General features: G+C 66.1%; 17 protein-coding genes. 6 read left to right on the top strand and 11 right to left on the bottom strand.

Annotated elements, in window-relative coordinates; translation table 11 throughout:
- Window positions 1-2: 2 nt before the first annotated feature.
- The 6 genes from fdxH to ACFSCT_RS09090 form a co-directional block, all read right to left on the bottom strand.
- Window positions 3-1,001, bottom strand: a complete 999-nt coding sequence (gene fdxH, locus ACFSCT_RS09110) for a formate dehydrogenase subunit beta (protein ID WP_379142087.1) — start codon at window positions 999-1,001, stop codon at window positions 3-5.
- Window positions 998-3,469, bottom strand: a complete 2,472-nt coding sequence (gene fdnG / locus ACFSCT_RS09105; protein WP_465263180.1) for a formate dehydrogenase-N subunit alpha — start codon at window positions 3,467-3,469, stop codon at window positions 998-1,000. Before fdnG ends, fdxH begins: the two co-directional genes overlap by 4 nt.
- Before the next feature lie 12 nt (window positions 3,470-3,481).
- Window positions 3,482-4,081 (bottom strand): molybdopterin-dependent oxidoreductase, encoded by a 600-nt coding sequence (locus ACFSCT_RS19560; RefSeq protein WP_465263179.1) that lies wholly within the window; start codon window positions 4,079-4,081, stop codon window positions 3,482-3,484.
- A gap of 124 nt (window positions 4,082-4,205) precedes the next feature.
- Window positions 4,206-6,689, bottom strand: coding sequence for a peptidoglycan DD-metalloendopeptidase family protein (locus tag ACFSCT_RS09100; RefSeq protein ID WP_379142085.1), 2,484 nt, complete (start codon window positions 6,687-6,689; stop codon window positions 4,206-4,208).
- A 6-nt stretch (window positions 6,690-6,695) separates the two neighbouring features.
- Window positions 6,696-8,171 (bottom strand): hypothetical protein, encoded by a 1,476-nt coding sequence (locus ACFSCT_RS09095; protein ID WP_379142082.1) that lies wholly within the window; start codon window positions 8,169-8,171, stop codon window positions 6,696-6,698.
- A 108-nt stretch (window positions 8,172-8,279) separates the two neighbouring features.
- Window positions 8,280-8,714: a DUF1036 domain-containing protein gene (locus tag ACFSCT_RS09090; protein WP_379142080.1), complete on the bottom strand. Its 435-nt coding sequence runs from the start codon at window positions 8,712-8,714 to the stop codon at window positions 8,280-8,282.
- 79 nt (window positions 8,715-8,793) lie between these two features.
- Here ACFSCT_RS09090 and ACFSCT_RS09085 point away from each other — a divergent pair, with 79 nt between their 5' ends.
- The 6 genes from ACFSCT_RS09085 to ACFSCT_RS09060 all read left to right on the top strand — a co-directional run bounded on the left by ACFSCT_RS09085 (window position 8,794) and on the right by ACFSCT_RS09060 (window position 12,389).
- Complete coding sequence (locus tag ACFSCT_RS09085) at window positions 8,794-9,204, top strand: hypothetical protein (RefSeq protein WP_379142079.1); 411 nt, start codon at window positions 8,794-8,796, stop codon at window positions 9,202-9,204.
- Window positions 9,205-9,288: 84 nt separating this feature from the next.
- Complete coding sequence (locus ACFSCT_RS09080; RefSeq protein WP_379142078.1) at window positions 9,289-9,747, top strand: hypothetical protein; 459 nt, start codon at window positions 9,289-9,291, stop codon at window positions 9,745-9,747.
- 11 nt (window positions 9,748-9,758) lie between these two features.
- Window positions 9,759-10,409 (top strand): MotA/TolQ/ExbB proton channel family protein, encoded by a 651-nt coding sequence (locus tag ACFSCT_RS09075; protein WP_379142076.1) that lies wholly within the window; start codon window positions 9,759-9,761, stop codon window positions 10,407-10,409.
- A gap of 5 nt (window positions 10,410-10,414) precedes the next feature.
- Window positions 10,415-10,882, top strand: coding sequence for an ExbD/TolR family protein (locus ACFSCT_RS09070; RefSeq protein ID WP_379142074.1), 468 nt, complete (start codon window positions 10,415-10,417; stop codon window positions 10,880-10,882).
- Window positions 10,879-11,286, top strand: coding sequence for an ExbD/TolR family protein (locus tag ACFSCT_RS09065; RefSeq protein WP_379142073.1), 408 nt, complete (start codon window positions 10,879-10,881; stop codon window positions 11,284-11,286). The genes ACFSCT_RS09070 and ACFSCT_RS09065 overlap by 4 nt, the downstream gene beginning before the upstream one ends.
- Complete coding sequence (locus tag ACFSCT_RS09060; protein ID WP_379142071.1) at window positions 11,283-12,389, top strand: hypothetical protein; 1,107 nt, start codon at window positions 11,283-11,285, stop codon at window positions 12,387-12,389. Before ACFSCT_RS09065 ends, ACFSCT_RS09060 begins: the two co-directional genes overlap by 4 nt.
- An 11-nt stretch (window positions 12,390-12,400) precedes the next feature.
- On the opposite strand, the gene tssH is transcribed toward ACFSCT_RS09060, so the two are convergent.
- From tssH to ACFSCT_RS09035, 5 genes are all read right to left on the bottom strand, one after another.
- On the bottom strand, window positions 12,401-15,043 hold the full coding sequence (tssH, locus tag ACFSCT_RS09055; protein ID WP_379142069.1) for a type VI secretion system ATPase TssH: 2,643 nt from the start codon (window positions 15,041-15,043) through the stop codon (window positions 12,401-12,403).
- A 13-nt stretch (window positions 15,044-15,056) separates the two neighbouring features.
- Window positions 15,057-16,049 (bottom strand): type VI secretion system baseplate subunit TssG, encoded by a 993-nt coding sequence (tssG, locus tag ACFSCT_RS09050; RefSeq protein WP_379142068.1) that lies wholly within the window; start codon window positions 16,047-16,049, stop codon window positions 15,057-15,059.
- Window positions 16,046-17,971, bottom strand: coding sequence for a type VI secretion system baseplate subunit TssF (gene tssF / locus ACFSCT_RS09045; RefSeq protein ID WP_379142066.1), 1,926 nt, complete (start codon window positions 17,969-17,971; stop codon window positions 16,046-16,048). Before tssF ends, tssG begins: the two co-directional genes overlap by 4 nt.
- On the bottom strand, window positions 17,968-18,549 hold the full coding sequence (gene tssE / locus ACFSCT_RS09040) for a type VI secretion system baseplate subunit TssE (RefSeq protein ID WP_379142063.1): 582 nt from the start codon (window positions 18,547-18,549) through the stop codon (window positions 17,968-17,970). Before tssE ends, tssF begins: the two co-directional genes overlap by 4 nt.
- A gap of 91 nt (window positions 18,550-18,640) precedes the next feature.
- The gene (locus ACFSCT_RS09035; protein ID WP_379142060.1) at window positions 18,641-19,138 is read right to left on the bottom strand and encodes an Hcp family type VI secretion system effector; all 498 of its coding nucleotides are present in this window, start codon (window positions 19,136-19,138) and stop codon (window positions 18,641-18,643) included.
- Window positions 19,139-19,155: the final 17 nt, after the last annotated feature.

The following is a 19,155-nucleotide window of genomic DNA, read 5'->3' as shown; positions in this document are numbered from 1 at the left end:
GCCTAGGCCTCCTTGTTGGCGACCGGGACATCGGCCGCGCCCGGGCTGTCGTCGACCAGCTCTTCGGCGTTCTCGTCATCCGCGACCGAGACCGTATTCGGCCGCGCCAGAAGGCCATGCAGAACCGAGCCGACCGCCGCGATGCCGATCGCGGCAAGGCCGACGGTCTTGGTCACGCCCTTCCATCCCGCCACCACGGGCGAGATTTTCGGGTCCGCCGGCAGGTCGGAATAAAGCTGCGGCTTGTCGGCATGCTGCAACACGTAAAACACATGCGCACCGCCGACGCCCTGCGGGTCATAAATCCCCGCGTTGTCGTAACCGCGGGACTTCAGGTCCTCGACCCGCGCGTTGGCATGGGTGATCATATCCTCCTTGGTGCCGAAGACGATCGCCTGTGTCGGGCAGGCCTTGGCGCAGGCCGGTCCCTGACCCACCGCCACCCGGTCCGAACACAGGGTGCATTTATAGCTTTTGTGATCGACCTGGCTGATGCGCGGAATATTGAACGGGCAGCCGGTCACGCAATAGCCGCAGCCGATGCAATTATCATGGATGAAATCGACGATCCCGTTGGAATATTGCACGATGGCGCCCGGCGCCGGACAGGCCTTGAGACAGCCGGGATCGGCGCAATGCATGCAGCCGTCCTTGCGGATCAGCCATTCCAGATTGTCGGTCTCGGGGTTCACCCATTCCGAGAAACGCATCAGCGTGAACATTTCCGGCGACAGGTCGCGCGGGTTTTCATAGCTGCCGAAATTGACCCCCACCGCCGGGTGGGTGTCGTTCCATTCGATACAGGCCGACTGGCAGGCCTTGCAGCCGATGCATTTGCTGACGTCGATCAGCTTGGCGACCTTGGCCATTTCGGTCGGCTGCTCCGCGACCGTCCCGCCGGCCGAGGACATGACCACCGCGGCCGGTCCCAGATTGCCCGTCATCGGCTGTACGGGCGGGTTGGCGGCGGCGGTTTTTGGTTCCGGGGCAAGATCGCTCATGACACGGCCTCCCCCGTGGCGGGTTCAATGTTGATCAGGAACGCCTTGAACTCTGGCGTCTCTACATTGGCGTCACCGACAAAGGGTGTGAGGGTATTCGGCCCCCAACCCTTCTTGGCCGCACCGATAAAGCCCCAGTGCAGCGGTATGCCGACGATATGGACGGTCTTGCCGTCGCATTGCAGCGGCCGGATGCGCTTGGTCACCACGGCCTTGGCTTTCACCTCGCCCCGCTTTGACCAGACCCGGACCCAGCCGCCATTCTGGATGCCTTTCTCGGACGCGAGTTCCTCGCTGAGTTCTACGAAGAATTCGGGCTGCAACACGGCGTTGACCGGGTTGTGCTTGGTCCAGTAATGGAAATGCTCGGTCAGCCGGTACGAGGTGCCGACAAACGGGAACTCATCGCTGGTGGCGAATTGCGCCGCGTCGTCGACAAACACCCGTGACACCGGATTGCCGCGCATCGCCGGGTTAAGGACGTTGGCGACCGGGGTTTCGAACGGCTCCATATGGGTCGGGAACGGGCCGTCGCGCATCATCGCCCGGCTGAACAGCCGCGAGGTGCCCTCGGCGTTCATGATGAACGGGCCGACCTCGTCGGGCTTGGCGGTGACGCCGATGTCGGGCACGTCATATCCCGACCATTTCGCCCCGTCCCATTCGATGATCTTGCGCTCCGGGTCCCAAGGCTTGCCCTGCATGTCGGCCGAGGCGCGGTTATACAGAATGCGCCGGTTCAGCGGCCATGAGAACGCCCAGTTCGAGAACATGCCGGTCTCGTCGGGGTCGGCGTTGTCGCGCCGCGCCATGTTGTTGCCGTCCTCGTTCCAGCAGCCGGAATAGATCCAGCATGCCGACATGGTCGAGCCGTCGTCGCGCAACTGGCTGAAGTTCAGAAGCTGCTTGCCGCTGGCGGTCAGCACCTTGGTCGGGTCGGCGGGGTCGAGCACGTCGGCAAGCGCGCGGCCGTTCAGTTCTTTCGCGAGTTCCTCGGGCGAGGGTTCGTTCTCGTCCGCATAGTCCCAGGTCAGGTTCAGGATCGGCTCGGGCAGAACTCCGCCCTCGCTGCGGTACAGCTCGCGCACCCGTAGGAAGATCTGCGCCATGATCCAGGCGTCGTGCTTGGCCTCGCCCGGCGGGGTCACGCCGGCCCAGTGCCATTGCAGCCAGCGGCCCGAGTTGACCAGCGCGCCGTCATCCTCGGCAAAGCAGGTCGAGGGCAGTTCCAGCACCTCGGTCTGGATCGCGGCGCTGTCCACGTCGTTATATTCGCCGTGGTTCTGCCAGAAGGCGGCGGTTTCGGTCGCCAGCGGGTCCATGACCACCAGAAGCTTCAGCTTTGACAGCGCCTCGGTCAGCTTGGCCCGGTTGGGGAAAGCCAGAAGCGGGTTGAAGCCCTGACAGAAGTACAGGTTGACCCGATCCTCTTTCATCAGCTCGAACATGCGCAGGACGTCATAGGTCGGCACGTCCAGCTTGGGCAGATAATCATAGGCCCAGTTGTTTTCAGCCGTCGCCGCGTCGCCCCACATGGCCTTCATGAAACTGACCATGAATTTCGGGTAGTTCTGCCAGTAGCTGGTCTGGTTCGGCCGCAAGGGCTTGTACGCCTTGCTGGACATGTAGGTGGCCCAGTCGACCTCTTTCTCGGTCGGGATGCTCATATAGCCGGGGATAAGGTTCGACATCAGGCCGATATCGGTCAGCCCCTGAATGTTGGAATGACCGCGCAGCGCATTCATCCCGCCCCCACGGACACCGATATTGCCAAGCACAAGCTGCAACATCGCCATGCCGCGAATGTTCTGCGCGCCCTTCGAATGCTGGGTCCAGCCCAGTGCATACATCGAGGTCATGGTCTTGGTGGGCGACGAACATTCGCCGATCATCTCGGCGATCTTCAGGAACTTTTCTTTCGGGGTGCCGCAGACACGTTCGACGAACTCGGGCGTATAGACGTCGACATGCGCCTTGAGCAGGTTCCAGACGCAGCGCGGATCCTGCAAGGTCATATCGACCTCGGCAAAGCCGTCCGCGCCGATCTTATAATCCCAGCTCGACTTGTCGTAATCGCGCTTTTCCTCGTCATAGCCGCTGAACAGCCCGTCGGCCCAGCCGAATTCATCCTTTACCAGCAAGGCGGCATTGGTGAAGTTCTTGACGTATTCCCACTGAACCTTGTCGTTCTCGATCATCCAGCGGATCAGGCCCATCAGGAAGGCGATGTCCGAGCCGGGGCGGATCGGGGCATAGTAATCCGACACCGCGGCGGTGCGGGTATAACGCGGGTCGACCACGATCAGGCGGGCGCCGCGATGCGCCTTGGCCTCGGTCACCCATTTGAAGCCGCAGGGATGCGCTTCGGCTGCGTTGCCACCCATGACGATGACAAGATCAGCGTTCTTGATGTCCGTCCACGAGTTGGTCATCGCGCCGCGACCGAACGTAGGAGCCAAACTGGCCACCGTGGGTCCGTGTCAAACGCGCGCCTGGTTATCGAAGCCGACGATGCCCATGCTGCGGACGACCTTGTAGGTGGCCCATGCGGTTTCGTTCGTCGTCGCCGACGCGGCAAGGAAACCCGTGGTCGTCCAGCGGTTGACGGTGACGCCCGCATCGTTCTTTTCGATCAGGTTGGCGTCGCGGTCGTCCTTGAGCGCGCGGGCGATCATGTTCAGCGCGTCGTCCCAGCTTATTTCCTCGAACTCCGAGGCGCCCGGCTTGCGATGCCGGGGCTTGGTCAACCGGGTCGGCGCCGTGACGAAATCCTTCAGCGCCGCGCCCTTGGGGCAAAGCGTGCCCCGGTTCGTCGGGTGATCGGCGTCGCCTTCGATATGCAAAAGCTCGGCGGTCTGGCCGGACTTCAGATCGCCCTTGGAATACATGATGATCCCGCAGGCGACCGAGCAATATGGACAGGTGTTCCGGGTCTCGGTCGTGGTGGTCAGCTTGAAGGCACGGACATACGCCTCTTCGGCTGCCTGCGCCGCATTGAAGCCCATTGCCCCAAGCGAACTGGCCGCGACCCCCGCGCCCGCAAGTCGCAAGAACCCGCGGCGTGAGAGCTCCATATTCATGGTCCCCTCCTTTTTGCCTGTCATCCCGATAGGTAGGGACCAGTGTGGAACCCGATCGGTGTTGTGTCAAGGAAACCCGCGCGATCTTCGCAATCGGTCAACGCCCCGCACGGATCGCGCGGCGCTAGCCTTTGGCGGGTTCGTCCGGCGGGGCGGCATCCTTGCCGGGCGCGGCCTTTCCGGCGTCTGGTCCCGCGCCGTTGCCTGACCCGCCGGCGTCGGCCAGCAGCGCATCCATGGCGCGCACGAAGCGTTCGACCTCGGGTGAGACCGGGGCGGGCGCGGCGGGTGCGGGGGTGGCGGCGATGACCGCCGATCCGGTCATCTTGCGTTCGGCCCACGCGACCAGTTGGGCGTTCGTGTACCCGGCAAGAAAGGGGTTCGCGCCGACGACACCTTGGCCCACCACCTGCACCACCGGCATCTCGGCCGGTGCGCTCAGCACGCGATGCGCGCCCTCGGGACCAAGGAAATGCGCCAGATACAACCGGCCCGAGGTGATCGCATGGCCGCGGGCGCGCAGATAAGCCTCATTCTCCTGTGCCAGATGGCGGACCATCTCGGTCGAAAGTCCGGGGTCGAACCGCAGCGCGAGCACATCGCTGCGCGACATCGCCCCGACGATATCGGGCCGATAGGTGCCCATCATCCGCATCCACGTGCCGTCGATGAACTGGCCGAGTCCAGTCGCCGTCGACAGCGGGTTCTTGGCCTGCGCGTTGCCGGCGCTTTCGACCTTGATGATCCGCCCGATCAGCGATTCGACCGCGTTCGAGGCCAGAACCTGCGTCCCCCCCGCCAAGGCCCGCATCGGATCGCTGGGCCGTCCGTCCAGCATCAGGTAGAACGTCAGCCCGGCATCCCCGCCGCCTTTGGGCGCGGCGACCGCGCCAAGGGGCGCGCCACCGGCCAGCTGCACGCCTTCGCTGACGCCTTTGGCCAGAGGCCCCAGACCCTCGTAACGCGTGGAAACCCCGCCGCCACCGTCAAGGGTCACCGACAGCCCGCCCGCCGGTGCCGGGCCAATGGCGGTGACGCGGCCGGCGGCGGCGGCGCTGACCGGCGTTCCGGCGGCCGCGTCCCAGGTCACCGCCTTCGCCCCGTCCTGACCAAAGCGGGTCCGCACCACCCCCGCGACCGGCGCGTCCAGCACCGGCGCACCGCCCGTCGGCGCGGCGGCGATCCGCGCCCCCGGGGCGTGACAGCGATACCCTTGGGCGGCCGGGTCGGGCACGACATAGCAGGGCTTTGCGCCCGACGGGCCGTTCACCCCGGCAAACAGCACCCGCCCCGCCAAAGGCCCGCGCAGATCGGGGTCGGCGGCATAGATCATCGTCAGCACATCGCCCGGGGTGGCGACCGCATCGAGATCATAGACCTGCGACATCATCGCGATCATCTCGCCCACCAGCTCGGTCGGGACATTCTTGCGGATCGCGGCGCTGTAAAGCGCGTCCAGCAGCCGGAACTGCGCCGCGCCGGGCATGTCGACCGCGTCGTCGCCAAGCCCGGTCGCGACGTTGAGATCGACCGAGATCCACGGATCGCTGCCCGGCGCCAGCCCGTTTCCGGTATCGGCGACGCTGCCCAGATAACCGCCGGGACCGTAAAGCGACATTTGCAAAAGGCGGTTACCCGCGTCGCCCGGACGATAGCGCAGCGCCACGATCGTGCCCGGTTGCAGCGGTTTGCCATCGCCAAGGCCCGCCGCCGCAGCCTGTGCCGCCAGCCTTTCGGCCTCGCCCGCCGACCAGCCGTTATCGACCAGAAGCGTCTTGAGGTCGGTCTCGACCCGGATCTGGAACAGCAGGTCCTGCCACAACACCGGCCGCAGCGACGATTCGCGCAAGAACGCGGTGCTGGAGCCGGTCGCCGCCGCGCCTGCCGGTATCGGATCCGGTGAGGCACCGGCAGGGACCGGGTCAACGGCGGCCGCAGGGTCGCCCGCAGGGGCCGCATCCGGCAGCGGCTGGCCAAGGCCTGCGTCGGGAACCGGCGCCGGCTGGCCGCGCAAAGCCCGGCTGCGCTGCGCTTGAAACAAGGCGAAATCCTCACGCGAGGTCGGCAATGCCGTCATCAGCCGCCGGTCGCGGACATAAAGCCCCTCTTGCACCATCACCAACCGCTCGGGCGAGGGGGCGCCGACGCGGGTCGGCTCCAGCGTCGAGGGACCCTCCAGCCGGCGCGGCTGGGCGCTGGCAGCTTCGGCGGTTTCGGTCCGCAGGATCATCGGATCGCCGCGGATATTGGTGAACGTATCGGCGACGACCACGGGGGCGATGTCGAACTGGCTTTCCACCTGCACCATCTGTTCGTCGCCGTCCCCAGCAGCTACGCCGTCAGAGCCCTCGGCGGCCGCGACCGTGGTGGCGGGGTCAGCGGTGGCGGGGCCCGTGCTGGCGGGGTCGGTGCCCGCCGCCGCTGGCACCGAGGGCCTCGGACCCGGCGGCGCCGGATCGCCCGACCACAGCGCCGCCACCCCCCAGATCAGACCCGCCAGCAGAACCAGGGCCGCCGCGCCGCCACCGACGCGCAGCCCCCGTTCACGGCGGCGCCTGCTGCGGGCGCGGTTGCGGAAAGCGGCGAATTCCGGGTCGATCTTCAGCATCGGCGATCACCGGAACACGCCGGCGCCCAAGCCGCTGCCGGTCAGGCCGCCGCCGGTGCTGCGCGGGGGCGCGGGCTGGGTCGGCTGGCTGGGTTGGCGTTGCGCGGGCTGTTGGCGCGGCGGTTGGCGCGTCGCAGCGGGCTGCTGCCGGGGCGTTGCGGCGGGGGTGCGGCGGCTCGTCTGCGGCTGGCTTCGCGGCGTGGTCGCGGCGGGTGGGTTGCGCTGAACCGCGGGCTGGGGCGGGCAGATCACGTCGTCCCGGGTGATCAGGGCGCGGAAAAGCTGCGTCGTCGGCTCGGTTCCGACGCTCGCCACGCCCGATGCGGCATAATACCGCGTCACCGCACGCCGGGAACCGTTGCCCCAGATCCCGTCCACCTGGGTGTCATAGCATTCCATGCGCGCAAGCTCGGTCTGCACGGCCTCGGCCAGACGATCGGCCGCCGGATCGAAAGCGCCCGCCGACAACAGATTGGTGAAACGGGCCGGATCCTCGGCCCGGATGCGGCGGCGTTCGGCGACCGGCACGCCAAGCGGCGTGACCGAGGGCAGCGCCGCGAATTCTTCGGGTGCGGGCGGTGTCTCGGTCTCGCCCAGAATGACCGAGGGCGGCGGGAAACCCGGACGGGTCGGAAGCGCCGCAAGGCTTGCGGGCGCGCCGGCCGGGATCACCTGCGCATCGCCGGTCGCGGCGTTCCCCGGCGGGGGCGGGGGCGGCGGCGGAGGTGGTGGAACTGGCGTGGCCGGATTGGCGGCGGGGGGCGACACGCGCCCGATGAGCATGCTCTCGGTCGAGACCGACAGCGGCAATATCGCCGCGCCGACCACGATCGGCTGATCCATATCCCCCGCGGCCCCCGCGCCGCCGCCGCCGGGCCGTGGCACGAAATCGACCTTTTCGCCACCGAAGCCCGCGATTCCGGCGCGGCGCAGCGCAGCGGCCAACGGCTGGCCCGGTGCCCGGAACGCGCCGATCACCCGATCGCCGAAACCGGCCGCCTCGGGGTCGCTACAGCTTTTGCCCGGCGCCGGCGACATCGCCATCAGCACGGCGGGATCGCCGGTCAAGGGCGCGGTTTCCCCGCCGGCACCCGCCGCACAGCCATCAACGATCGCAACCACCTGCGCCGCACCATGGTCGCGCAGCGCCATGGCCGCATCGGCAACGTCGATCGGACCCGCCGGGCCCAGAAGCATCGTCCGCCCCTCTTGCACCTGCGTCTGGCCGGCGAAATACAGCACCGCCACCTGCGCGGGGGGACCTGATGGCGCCTCTGCCGCCGAGGTCTCGGTCAGGCGGCGGACGTCGAAACCCAATCCCAAAAGCTCTTGCGAAAGGCGCGCGGCGTCACGCGCGGGCTTTTGGATCGTACCGCCGCCGGCATTGGCCACGACCGTTGCCTGACGCGGCGCCGCAAGGCATTGCCCCGCGATCAGAACCGCGAGTGTCGCCATTGTCAGGAAACCATAAGTACCGGTCATCAAGCTTCCGCCGTTAAGCCAATCAATCCTATCAAAGTCACTTCGAGGCGGCGAGTCCTCTGCCCGGTCGCGTCGCGCCTATTCGGGTCACGCCTGTTCGGGCCGCCCCTACTCGGGCCGCGCCGCCACGAACAGGGTCCAACCCTTGGCGCGCCCGGTGTCGATTTCGATAAAGCGGGCGTCCAGATAGCCGCGCACCAGACAATCCGCGGCGCCATCTATGACAAAGCGGCGCGGCTCGACACACATCTGCACGGCGCCGGCCAGCACCGCCTTGCCGAAAACATCAGTCGCGAAAGCATAAAGATAACGCGCGGTAAGCGGCTCACGGATCAGGGTCGCACATTGATTGGGTGCGATCCGCCACCAGCCCCGCGTGCTGAACCCGCTTTCGCTGGGCTGCCCGACCGCAAGATTGAGCACGTCGAAGGACTGGTTGCAGACCCGGAAGCCCGGGGCGTCGTCGCCGGCCTGCGCCATCGCCATAGCCGCGAATACCGCCGGCACGGATGCCACAACCATCGCCAGAACTGCCTTTCTCATCCGCATTTCCGCCGAATTCCCTTTGGTCGCCCGTCCGTTATCTGTTACCTTGGGGATATTACAATAGGTGGTGAGTGGTATGCGCGCTTTGATCGTGATGGCCGTAATCGCGAGTTGCTCGGCCGGAAGTGCATTCGCATTGATCGGCGCCCATCAATATATCGTCAACGTCACGCCCGCGCCGATCTCTAAGCCGATCATCCTGCCGTTGCCGGTGCCCGCGATGCCTGATAGCGCGATCGCGCTTGATCCCGAGGTTCTGGATACGCTGCCGGGCGAGAATAGCGCGGCGGTCGCGCTGTTTTCGGCACCGGTGACCGCCGCCCCCGCCAAGGCGACCCCTGCGGGGCCGCGCAGGTCAGCCGCCGCGAAATCGTCACGGCAGCCATCGGCGCCGCTGCCGCGTCCGACATGGCAGGCCCGCGCCGAAATGGCGCCCGCGGCGACCTCGCCCCTTTCCCAGACGTGGTACACCGGGGTATATCGCTGATCCGCACGCTTTCTTTGATTGCAACGCCGGGCCCGGCCTGCTTTCACTGTCGCATGACCAACCGGAACGGAGCCGCCCGCCCGCATGACGAAATTCGCTGTCTCGCTTTGCTTCGTGGCCGCGCTGGCGATATCGGGCGCCGCCGTGGCGCAGACCGCCGATAACGCGACAACCCCCGCCGCGGCGCAATCCATGTCGCTGGAGCTGAACAGCGCCGCGCAGACCGACGCGGGCAGTTGCCGCCTGACGCTGGTCGCCCGGAACGGCAGCGCCGTCGCCACGGCCGCGACCGCATGGCAGGTGGCCGTCTTTGACGCGCAGGGGATCGTCCGCTCGATCCTTGCGCTTGATTTCGGGGCGCTGCCCATCGGCAAGACCAAGATCGCGGTTTTCGATCTGCCGGGGCGGCGCTGTGACGATATTTCCAGAATTGTGGTCAATGACGTGGCCAAATGTGAAACGACCGATGGCGGCAACGATCCCTCGGCCTGCCTGAACGGCCTCAGCGCCTCAACCCGCACCTCCATCGACTTTGGTCTGTAACGGTCCTGCGAATGCCTGAATTTCCCCTGATCCCCGGCGGCCTTGGCGTTGCGAACATTCTGGTTTTCATCGCGCTGGGGATATTGTCCATCGTCGCGGTGACCGTCGCCGTCTTCAAGATCATGCAGTTCCGCCGCATGGGCGTAGGGCGCTATCGCGCCGCTCAGGTGGTGCTGGACGATTGGCTGGGCGGCCGCCCGGACGAGGCGCTGCGCAAGGCCGGAACGAACGCTTCAGTGCTGGACCGGGTGCTGCGTGCGGTCATGTCGGGGCTGCGCGCACGCCCGACCGACCCGGAATATGGCGAAGAGCTTGGCCACCAGATCGCGCTGATCGAGCTTTCCGCCATGTCCTCGCGCATGCGTCTGCTAGAGGCGGTGGTTCAGTCCGCGCCGATGCTTGGCCTTCTCGGGACGGTGATCGGGATGATCGACGCGTTCGGCGCCTTGTCCGCCTCGGATCAGGGGGCGGATCCGCAGCTTCTGGCCTCGGGGATCTGGACCGCGCTGACCACGACCGCGCTGGGGCTTGCCATCGCGCTTTTGACCTATTTCGTCGCCAACTGGCTGGAATCGCGGATCGAAAGCGAACGCCAGTCGATGGAGATGGTCATCTCGACCGCGATCCATGGCCGGGTCGCCGCGCCGCAGCCGCTGCGATAAGGCATATGGCCGGCGCGGCGCATCAGCGGTTGGAGCTGCCACGGTCGACCCGGCGCTATGGGTTTTCGCTGACCGCGCTAGCCGATGCGATGTTCCAGCTTCTGGTGTTCTTCATGCTTTCGGCCAACACCAGCACCTATTCGCTGTTGAACATCCGGGGCGGTGGCATCATGGGCAGCCGCGACGGCGCCCTGCAGCCCGGACAGGCCAACGCGCCGCCGGCGGGCAATGCGACGCGGGCCGATCAGACCGCGATCTGGTCGCTGCGTGCGGACGGCATCGTTTCGGGCGGCCAGCGTTTCGAGTTCGACCGGCTTGGCGATCTGGCCCGGGCGATGCGGGATTCCGGTACGCCCAAGGTGCTTCTGGTGACGCAACAGGGCGCTTCGGTTCAGGGACTGGTCCGCGTGCTCGAGGCATTGGCGGCGCATGACGTCACGGCGGTGCAGGTGACCAGCGCGGTGATGCAATGACGATTTCGCTGCCCCCGCCCCGCCCGCGCATCCACATCGACGTGTCGCTGGCCATCGTCAACATTGTGCTGCTGCTGATCTTCTTCTTTCTGGTGACAGGCCAGACCCAGCCGATCGAGTTGGGAAAGGTCGAGCTGTCCCAGACCTCGGAACTGCCGCTGGACAAGCTGCCCAAGCCGCTTCTGCTGGTCAGCACCGAAGGCGATTGGCTGCTGGACGGCCAGCCGATTTCGCCGGATCTGCTGGGTGTCGCGCTGGACGCCCTGCCGCAGCCGGTGACGCTGAACATCCTGATGAACCGCGACGCGCCGGCGGAAATGCTGGTCGACGTGCTGAACCGGCCCGAGCTTGCCGGCCGCGACCTGCGCGTGGTGACATTGCGCTTTCGGGATGGCGGAACGTGATCGGCGAACGCGCCTATGGGGGGCGGCGGCATTGGTTGCAGGCGCTGGCCTTGTCACTGATGGTGCATGCGGCGGCGGCCTCGACGCTGGTCGACTGGAAATTGCCGCGCGCCGCACCGCCGCCGGTCCCCGACGTGCCAGAGATCCAGATCATCCCCATCGGGCCCGATGCCGAGCTGCCCGGGCCCGAGGTCGTCGCGCCGGAAGCGGTCGAGGTCGCGACACTGACCCCCGTGACACCCGCCCCGCCCGGGGCGCAGAACCCGACCGAGACCGGAATTGCCCCGGCGCCGCAGGATGAAATGCTGGCCCCGGTCAACCTTCCGTCCGAGACGCCGGTTCTGCAACCGCAACAGCCCGGCGCGCTGACCTCGGCCGCCGCGCCGCAGACGCTGGGCCCCGTTCCGGCCGATCAGACCGTCATCGCCGCCCTTCCGCCGGATGCGGACAGGGGCGCGGTGCCGGATATTTCCGCCCCGCCGGACGGCGGCCCGATCAGCGATCTGGTAAGCGGCATTCGCGAAAACCTTGGCGATGCCTGCCTGCTGGCGGTGCCGCGCCAGCAACCGGACGGCAATCTGGCGCTGACCGTGATGGCGGCCGATGATCGCAGCATCTCGGGCTTTATCGACACGATCACCGCCAAGACGACCACGCCGATGACGCCGACCCCGGTTCTGCTGGATCGCCGCCAGTGCCCGGCGATCACATGGCTGCGCGCCAGCCCGCGCTATCCGGCGACGGGACTCGTCGTCACGCTCGCAAGCCGCGAACTGGCCAGCGGCGATCACGTGCAGGGGCGGATCGACGGCGGTGATACCGGACAGACGGTCACATTGCTGATGATCGACGACGACGGCGTGGTGCAGGACGCGCGCCGGTTCATGCTTGATGCCGAGGGCGCCACGCGCTTTGACGCCAAGGTCACCCGCAGCGGCGCGGCGCGCGACACCGGTATCCTGCTGCTGGCGCTGGCGACGCCCGCCGTTCCGGCCGCGGTCGAAACGCAGGCCGGGCGCACCGCCGCGGAATTCTTCGCCGCGCTGGAAGCCGACGCCGCGCCGGGTACACCGGCCGGCGCGGCCGTCTTTACGCTGCGCTGAGGCCCGCCCGCTCAGGCAAAGCGATAGTCGAAGCGCCCGTCCTTCAGGCCGATGGTGACATCCGACATAGGCGTGCCCTCGACCATCCGGCCCAGCACCTGACGCGACAGGTCGGGCAGGATCGAGTTGGTGATGATGTTGTCGATCATCCGGCCGCCGCTGTCGGGGTCGCGGCATTGCGCGACGATATGGGCGATCACATCGTCGTCCCAGCCCAGCCGCGCGCCATGCGAATCCTTCATCCGCCTGACCACCGCGCCCAGTTTCAGCTTGGCGATACCGGCCAGCACCTCGGCACCAAGCGGGAAATAGGGGATGACCACCAGCCGCCCCAGCAGCGCCGGCGGAAACACCTTCAGCAGATCGGGTTTCAGCCGCGCCTCGACGGTGTCGACATCCGGCGTCGTCTCGCCGCCCTCGGCCATCTTCATGATCACCTCGGTCCCGACATTCGAGGTCAGCAGGATCAGCGTGTTGCGAAAGTTGATGGCGCGGCCGTTGCCGTCCTCCATCACGCCCTTGTCGAAGACCTGAAAGAACAGCTCGTGCACGTCCGGGTGGGCCTTTTCGATCTCATCCAGCAGCACCACCGAATAGGGTTTGCGGCGCACCGCCTCGGTCAGGCGGCCACCCTCGCCATAGCCGACATAGCCGGGGGGGGCGCCTTTCAGCAGGCTGACCGAATGCGCCTCTTGGAATTCCGACATGTTGATGGTGATGACGTTCTGTTCACCGCCATAAAGGCTTTCGGCCAGCGCCAGCGCGGTTTCGGTCTTGCCGACGCCCGAGGGCCCGCAAAGCATGAACACCCCGATCGGCTTTTGCGGGTTGCCAAGGCCGGCACGGCTGGTCTCGACCCGCTTGGCGATCATCTGCAACCCGTGATCCTGACCGATCACCCGTTCCTTGAGATGATCGGCCAGCGCCAAAATCGACTGCAATTCATCGGCGACCATGCGGCCCGCCGGGATGCCGGTCCAGTCGCTGATGACCGAGGCCACGGCTTGCTCATCGACATGGGCATAGACCATGCGGTCATCGGGGTTGGTTTCGTCCAGCTTGGCCATACGCTCGGCCATTTCGGTGCGGGCGGCGTCGGGGTCGAAATCCTCGCCCTCGGCGGCGGCGAGCTTTGCCCGCAGATCAAGGATCTGGTCCACGACCTGCTTCTCGCCTTCATACATGCCTTCGGCCGCGGCCAAGCGTTCGCGCAGGCTGGCCAGTTCCGTCTCGGCCTCGGCCAACCGATCCTCGTTCACCTCGCCCAGATCGCGCTGTGCCTGCTTGGCGGCGATCTCGATTTCCAGCGCGTTGATGCCGTCGCGCATATCGGCGATGCGGGCGGGCGTGGTGGCCTGCGAAATCGCGACCCGCGCGCAGGCCGTGTCCAGCAGGCTGACCGCCTTGTCCGGCAATTGCCGCGCCGGGATATAGCGCGCCGAAAGCGCCACCGCCGCCACGATCGCCTCGTCCGAGATGCGGACCTTGTGATGCGCCTCCATCGGGCCAAGGACGCCGCGCAGCATATAACAGCACTGTTCGATCCCCGGTTCATTCACCTGAATCGGCTGAAAGCGCCGGGTCAGGGCGGGGTCTTTTTCGATATGGTTGCGATACTCGGCCCAGGTCGTTGCCGCGATGGTGCGCAGCGTGCCCCGCGCCAGTGCCGGTTTAAGCAGGTTCGCGGCGTCGCCCGTGCCCTGCGCGCCACCCGCGCCGATCAGGGTATGGGCCTCATCTATGAACAGGATGATCGGGGTCGGGCTGGCCTGCACCTCTTCGATGACCGAACGCAGGCGCTGTTCAAACTCGCCCTTCATGCTGGCACCGGCCTGCATGGCGCCGACATCCAGCATATAAAGCCGCATGCCTTGCAGCGCCGGGGGCACCTCGCCCGCCGCCAGCCGCTGGGCGAAACCCTCGACCACGGCGGTTTTGCCGACCCCCGCCTCGCCGGTCAGGATCGGGTTGTTCTGGCGGCGGCGCATCAGAATGTCGATGATCTGGCGGATTTCCTCATCCCGGCCGACGATCGGGTCCATCTTGCCCGATTCCGCATCCGCCGTCATGTCGACCGAAAAACGGCCAAGCGCGGTCTTGGCGCCCTCGCCGCCCGCGGCCGCGCCCGGCGTGCCCGCCCCGACCAGACCCGAGCCGTCCATCGGGCGCATGTTCTCTTCTTCCGACTCGGTCCAAAGCTGCGCGCTTTCGCTGCCCAGCCGGTCGGCCGACACCTCGGCGAAAACCGGCGAGGCGGTCAGCACCTCGCGCCGCAGATGGCCATCGTTCAGCAGCGCCAGCAGCACATGCCCGGTGCGGATCTGAGTTTCGCCAAAGAACAGCGTCGCATAGGTCCAAGCGTGGTTCAGCGTGTCCGCCAGCGTGTCGGCGATGCCGGGGGTTTCGGTGACACCCTTGCGCAGCCCGGCCATTGCGCGGTCGAGATCCTTCAGCACCCGCCCCCGATCCAGCCCCATCGCCCGCAGCGTGACCGAGATGTCGCAATCCTGATTGGAAACCGCGTGAAACAGCCAATGCACGATCTCGACGTTGCGGTTCCCTTCGCCCCGCGCATAGCGCATCGCCTGCAAAAAGGCGTCATAGCCGGCGCGGTTCATCTTGCCGGCGAATTTTTCGATAGTGATCTCGGTCATGCGGTCTCCTGCATCAGGCAGCGGCGTATTCGGGGTCTAGATCAAAGCTGGCGGCCACGACGTAATTGCCGGGCGCCGGCGGGTCCGAGGGGCGGAGCGCGGCCATCCAGCCCAGTTCCGCGCTTTCGCCAAGCCGCGCCGGGGCGACCTCGTCGGCGGGCAGCGACAGCGTGACCTCGACCTCGATGGTTTTGCCGAGATACCAGAAAACGATCTCGGCCATGCGGCGATAGCCGGGCTGGCCAGGCAGGTATTGGCGGTAATCGGCCAGATCGCGCGCCCGCACGTGCAGGCGGATGCGTTCGTTGACCGACCGGACCCGGGCGCCCAGATAGGTGTCATGCCCCAATGTGCTGCCGCGCTGACCCAAGGCCCCCAGATCGGCGGCGTCGAAGTTCATCCAGCTTGGAACATGTTCCTCGACATCGACATCCGCGTTCAGATGGACCGAAACCATCTGGCGCAGGCGGACCGGACTGCGCACCCGGCCACCGAAAAGCGAAACCATGCGCAGCCGCGCCACATCCGGCAGCCCGTCGTGTTCGCGAAACGCCGGCGTGCCGACGCCCGCGACGGTCGCGACGTAATTCTGAAACCGGTCGCCCTGCGGGTGATCGAATTGGGTGATCGCATGGGCATCGGACCACGCACGGAAAAACAACTGCAGGAACCGGGTGGCGAATATATCGGTGAAGGCGACGAATGAATTGTCGCCAGCCTCCAGCCAGCGCAGCACCTCTTCGGTGGTGTTCAGCGGCAGCGCGCCCTGCGGCCCGAAAAAGCCCAGAAACTGGGTGCGCAGATCGGGGCGGCCGTCTTTCCGCTGGCGGCGGTCGCTGAAATCACCGTCGGGGAACGCCAGATAGGGATCCTGACCGATATGCGCGATTTCGTCACGCAGGCGCTGGCTGCGCCCCACCGGCGCGCGGCCCCCGGCCTCGCGTTCCATCCGCCGCAAAAGCGCCAGAAGGCCGGGGCCGTCGGTAGTGCCGGGCGGCAGGGTCACAGCAGGAACCCCGATCCGGTGCGTGGCGGAAAGCGCATCACCTCGCCCCGCTGCTCGCTGACCGCGACAAGCTGGGTAAAGCTGTTGATGCTGACATATTCGGCCAGAAACCTGTCCAGAACCGCCGCCAGAAGGATCATCCCGCTGCCTTCAAAGGCGGTCTCGTCGAAGGTGACCGTCACCTCGAGACCGCGGGCCGGGAAAAAGCCGTCGGCGCGCCGTATGGACCGCACCACCGGCCGGGTCTGAAGCCCGGTCACCCCCTGTATCTGGGTTTCGGTAATGGTGTCGGACAGATCGGCGAACAGCGACAGAAGCTCGCGCAGGCTGGCCGCGCCCTCACGGCCGGCCCGATCGTCCAGACCGAAATGGTTCAGCGACAGATAGCTGAGCAGCCGCCAATGAATATCGCCCTGCATCGTCCTGTGCGGGGCGCGGCGGTCAACCTCGGTCATCGATTCGCGCGGCGGCGTCGGCCCGGCGATGCAGGACAGCGCGACCGTCACATCGTTGTTCAGGTGAAAATCATCGCGCGACCCGGCAATCGGCAGATGTTCGGTCAGATGCCGGTTGGAGCACAGGGTCTTGATCTGCAACCGTTGCGCCGGCTCGCCGTTTTCACCCAGCGGCGGCTCATAGATCGAAATGAACGTCTCGGTCCCGCGATAGCGGTGGCGCAGCCCGAACCGCCGTTCCTGTTCGGTCAGGCGTCGCGGTTTTTGGCGGCTGGTGTAATACAACGCCTGCCGCGACGGGATGGTCGAATCCGGCAGCGCGTACAGGGGTTTGACCTCGACCTTGCTGGTATTGCCGGCGTAATGCGCGAATACCTGGGTGATGCGGTGCACCTCGTAATGGGTGACGGGGCTCGAATCCGGGGTCACGACGAATTCGTGCCGTTTCTGGTCCAGCCGCACCTGATTCGAGCTTTCCTCGAACAGGTTCACCGCGGTCGCGCAATGCAGGCGAATGTCGGATGCGTCCAGATGCGTCGCCAGCGCGTCATTGGCCTGCGACAGCTCAAACACAATCTGGGCCTGCCGGGTGGGAATATTGGCCAGCATCCGGCGCAGGCCGGTCAGGCGGAAGCCGAGGAACTTGCGGGGAAAGGTGAAGGCCTCGCGCAGCAGCGAAAAGCCGTCGAACAGCCGGCGTTCGTCCGGAAACAGCCACTCATCCCGCGCGAAACCGATCTGGTCGATCTGGGCCGGATCGAGGCGCTGGAAAACCGGGTCGCCGTTCTGGTCCAGATGCCGGATCGACACCCGCACCCGGTCGCAGAAAATCTGCTCATAGAGCGCGATGGCCTGCGACATTTCGGCGGTCAGATAAAAGGTCAGTTCATCGGCCTGCACGTCGGCAAGCGCCGTCGCCCGCGCCCCCGAGCCAATGCGGTCCAGCCCGATCACCACGGCGGCGCGGGTCCGCGCGTCGGGGTCCTGCCCCAGCGCCCCGACCGCGCCGGGACGCGGCAGATAGCCGATTTCGGATATGGAAAGTGGCCACAGCGTCAGCGGCGAGGAAAGCCGGAACCGGCAGGAAACCCGCTGCTCGGCATCGACAAAGCGCGCGTCCAGCGTCTCGCCGGGGGCGAAGTGGATGCCTTCGTGAATGTCACTGCGATCGGGGTCAAAGCTCGCCTGCACCAGCATCGCGCTTGGGATTGGAGCCAAGGCCTCGGGGAAGATCTGTTCCAGAAGCTCGGTGGTGAAGGCCCGGAACTCTTCGTCCATTTTAAGCTGGACGCGCGCGGCAAGAAACGCCGTGCCTTCCAGCAGACCGGCGACGGCGGGGTCGGTGTTTTCCCGCAAAAGGCCGCCCAGCCGGTCGGCGATGCCGGGATATTCGGCCGCGAATTCGGCCGAGCGTTCATAAAGCAGCGCGAGTTCGCGGTTATAGATGTCGCGAAAGGCCTTTTTCATTTCTGCACCCGCAGCCGGGACATCAGGATCTTGCCGGCGCCCAGATCGACCTCGGCGACGAAATCCAGCGGTATGTCGGCCGGGCTGGCCATCATTTCGGCGCTGACGTCAAAGGACAGCCGCTGATCGCTGCCCTCGCCGCCGTCACGGACGCGGACCTCGATCGTGCTGGCGATCAGGCGCGGCTCGTGCCGGATCAGCGATTCGCGGATCGAGGCGGCGATCCGGCTGGAGGTCTGATGCGAGCGCGACAGGCTGCTCATGTCCTGAAAGCCGAAATTGACCACCGAGCGCTGGACGAACGGCGCGTCGTCCAGCGAAACCACCGCGTCCAGCCGTACCGTGTTCATCAGATTGGCGATGTCCAGCGTCAGATGATGCCGCAGCGCCAGTTCGGTCGTGCCCTCGCGCGCCTGCCGGCTGATCGCCGTCACATCGCGATCACCGCCCGCCGGCACCTGGCCCGGGCGCCGGAACTTGCCCGATTCCGCCGAGTCGCGAAAAATATGGAAAAGGGAAATCTGCCGTCGCGGCTGGCGATCGGCTTCGGTCGGGATTTGCCGTGGGGAGCGCGTCATTCACGGACCCTGTACCGGAAATTACACCTGCTAACGGAAAAGGCCGGCGGCATTGCGCGCCGGCCTTCTTTGCAACGCCTTGGCGGATGGCTCAGGCCGACCAATCCTTGTTCTCGGCGATGTCCCAGCCAGCCAGCGATTCAGCACCGGCGGCGCCGCTGGTTTCCTGCATGGTATAGGCCACTTCGAACTTGCGGAAGTTCAGCGACAGGTTTTCCTGAACGCGGTCCAGACCGTCCTTGGAGCCACCGGTGTTATAGCTGGTGATCATGATATTGTTCAGCTTGATGCGCAGATACTCGACCGGCGCGGCACCACCCGACTTGCGGACGATCAGCTCGCCCGATTCGATATGCTCGCCCGAAGTACAACGCTTGATCAGGTCGTTGGTCGCACGGTCGACGTATTTGGTCAGCATGATGTCCTGCACGTTGACCTTGCCGCCGCCACCGCCGCTGCCGACATGGGTGGTCCCGCTTTGGGTCAGGCCCCAGGACCACGACAGCACGTCGATTTCGTCGCGGTGGGTGTCGTCTTGCGATTCACCCTTGATGTTGTTGGAAAGCTTAAGAAAAATATCAACAGCCATATGTTAGCTCCTTTTGT

Origin of the sequence: Paracoccus pacificus, from assembly GCF_042680785.1 — a bacterium.
In the GTDB taxonomy this organism is placed as follows: domain Bacteria; phylum Pseudomonadota; class Alphaproteobacteria; order Rhodobacterales; family Rhodobacteraceae; genus Paracoccus; species Paracoccus pacificus.
This window is presented reverse-complemented; position numbering and strand designations above follow the sequence as displayed.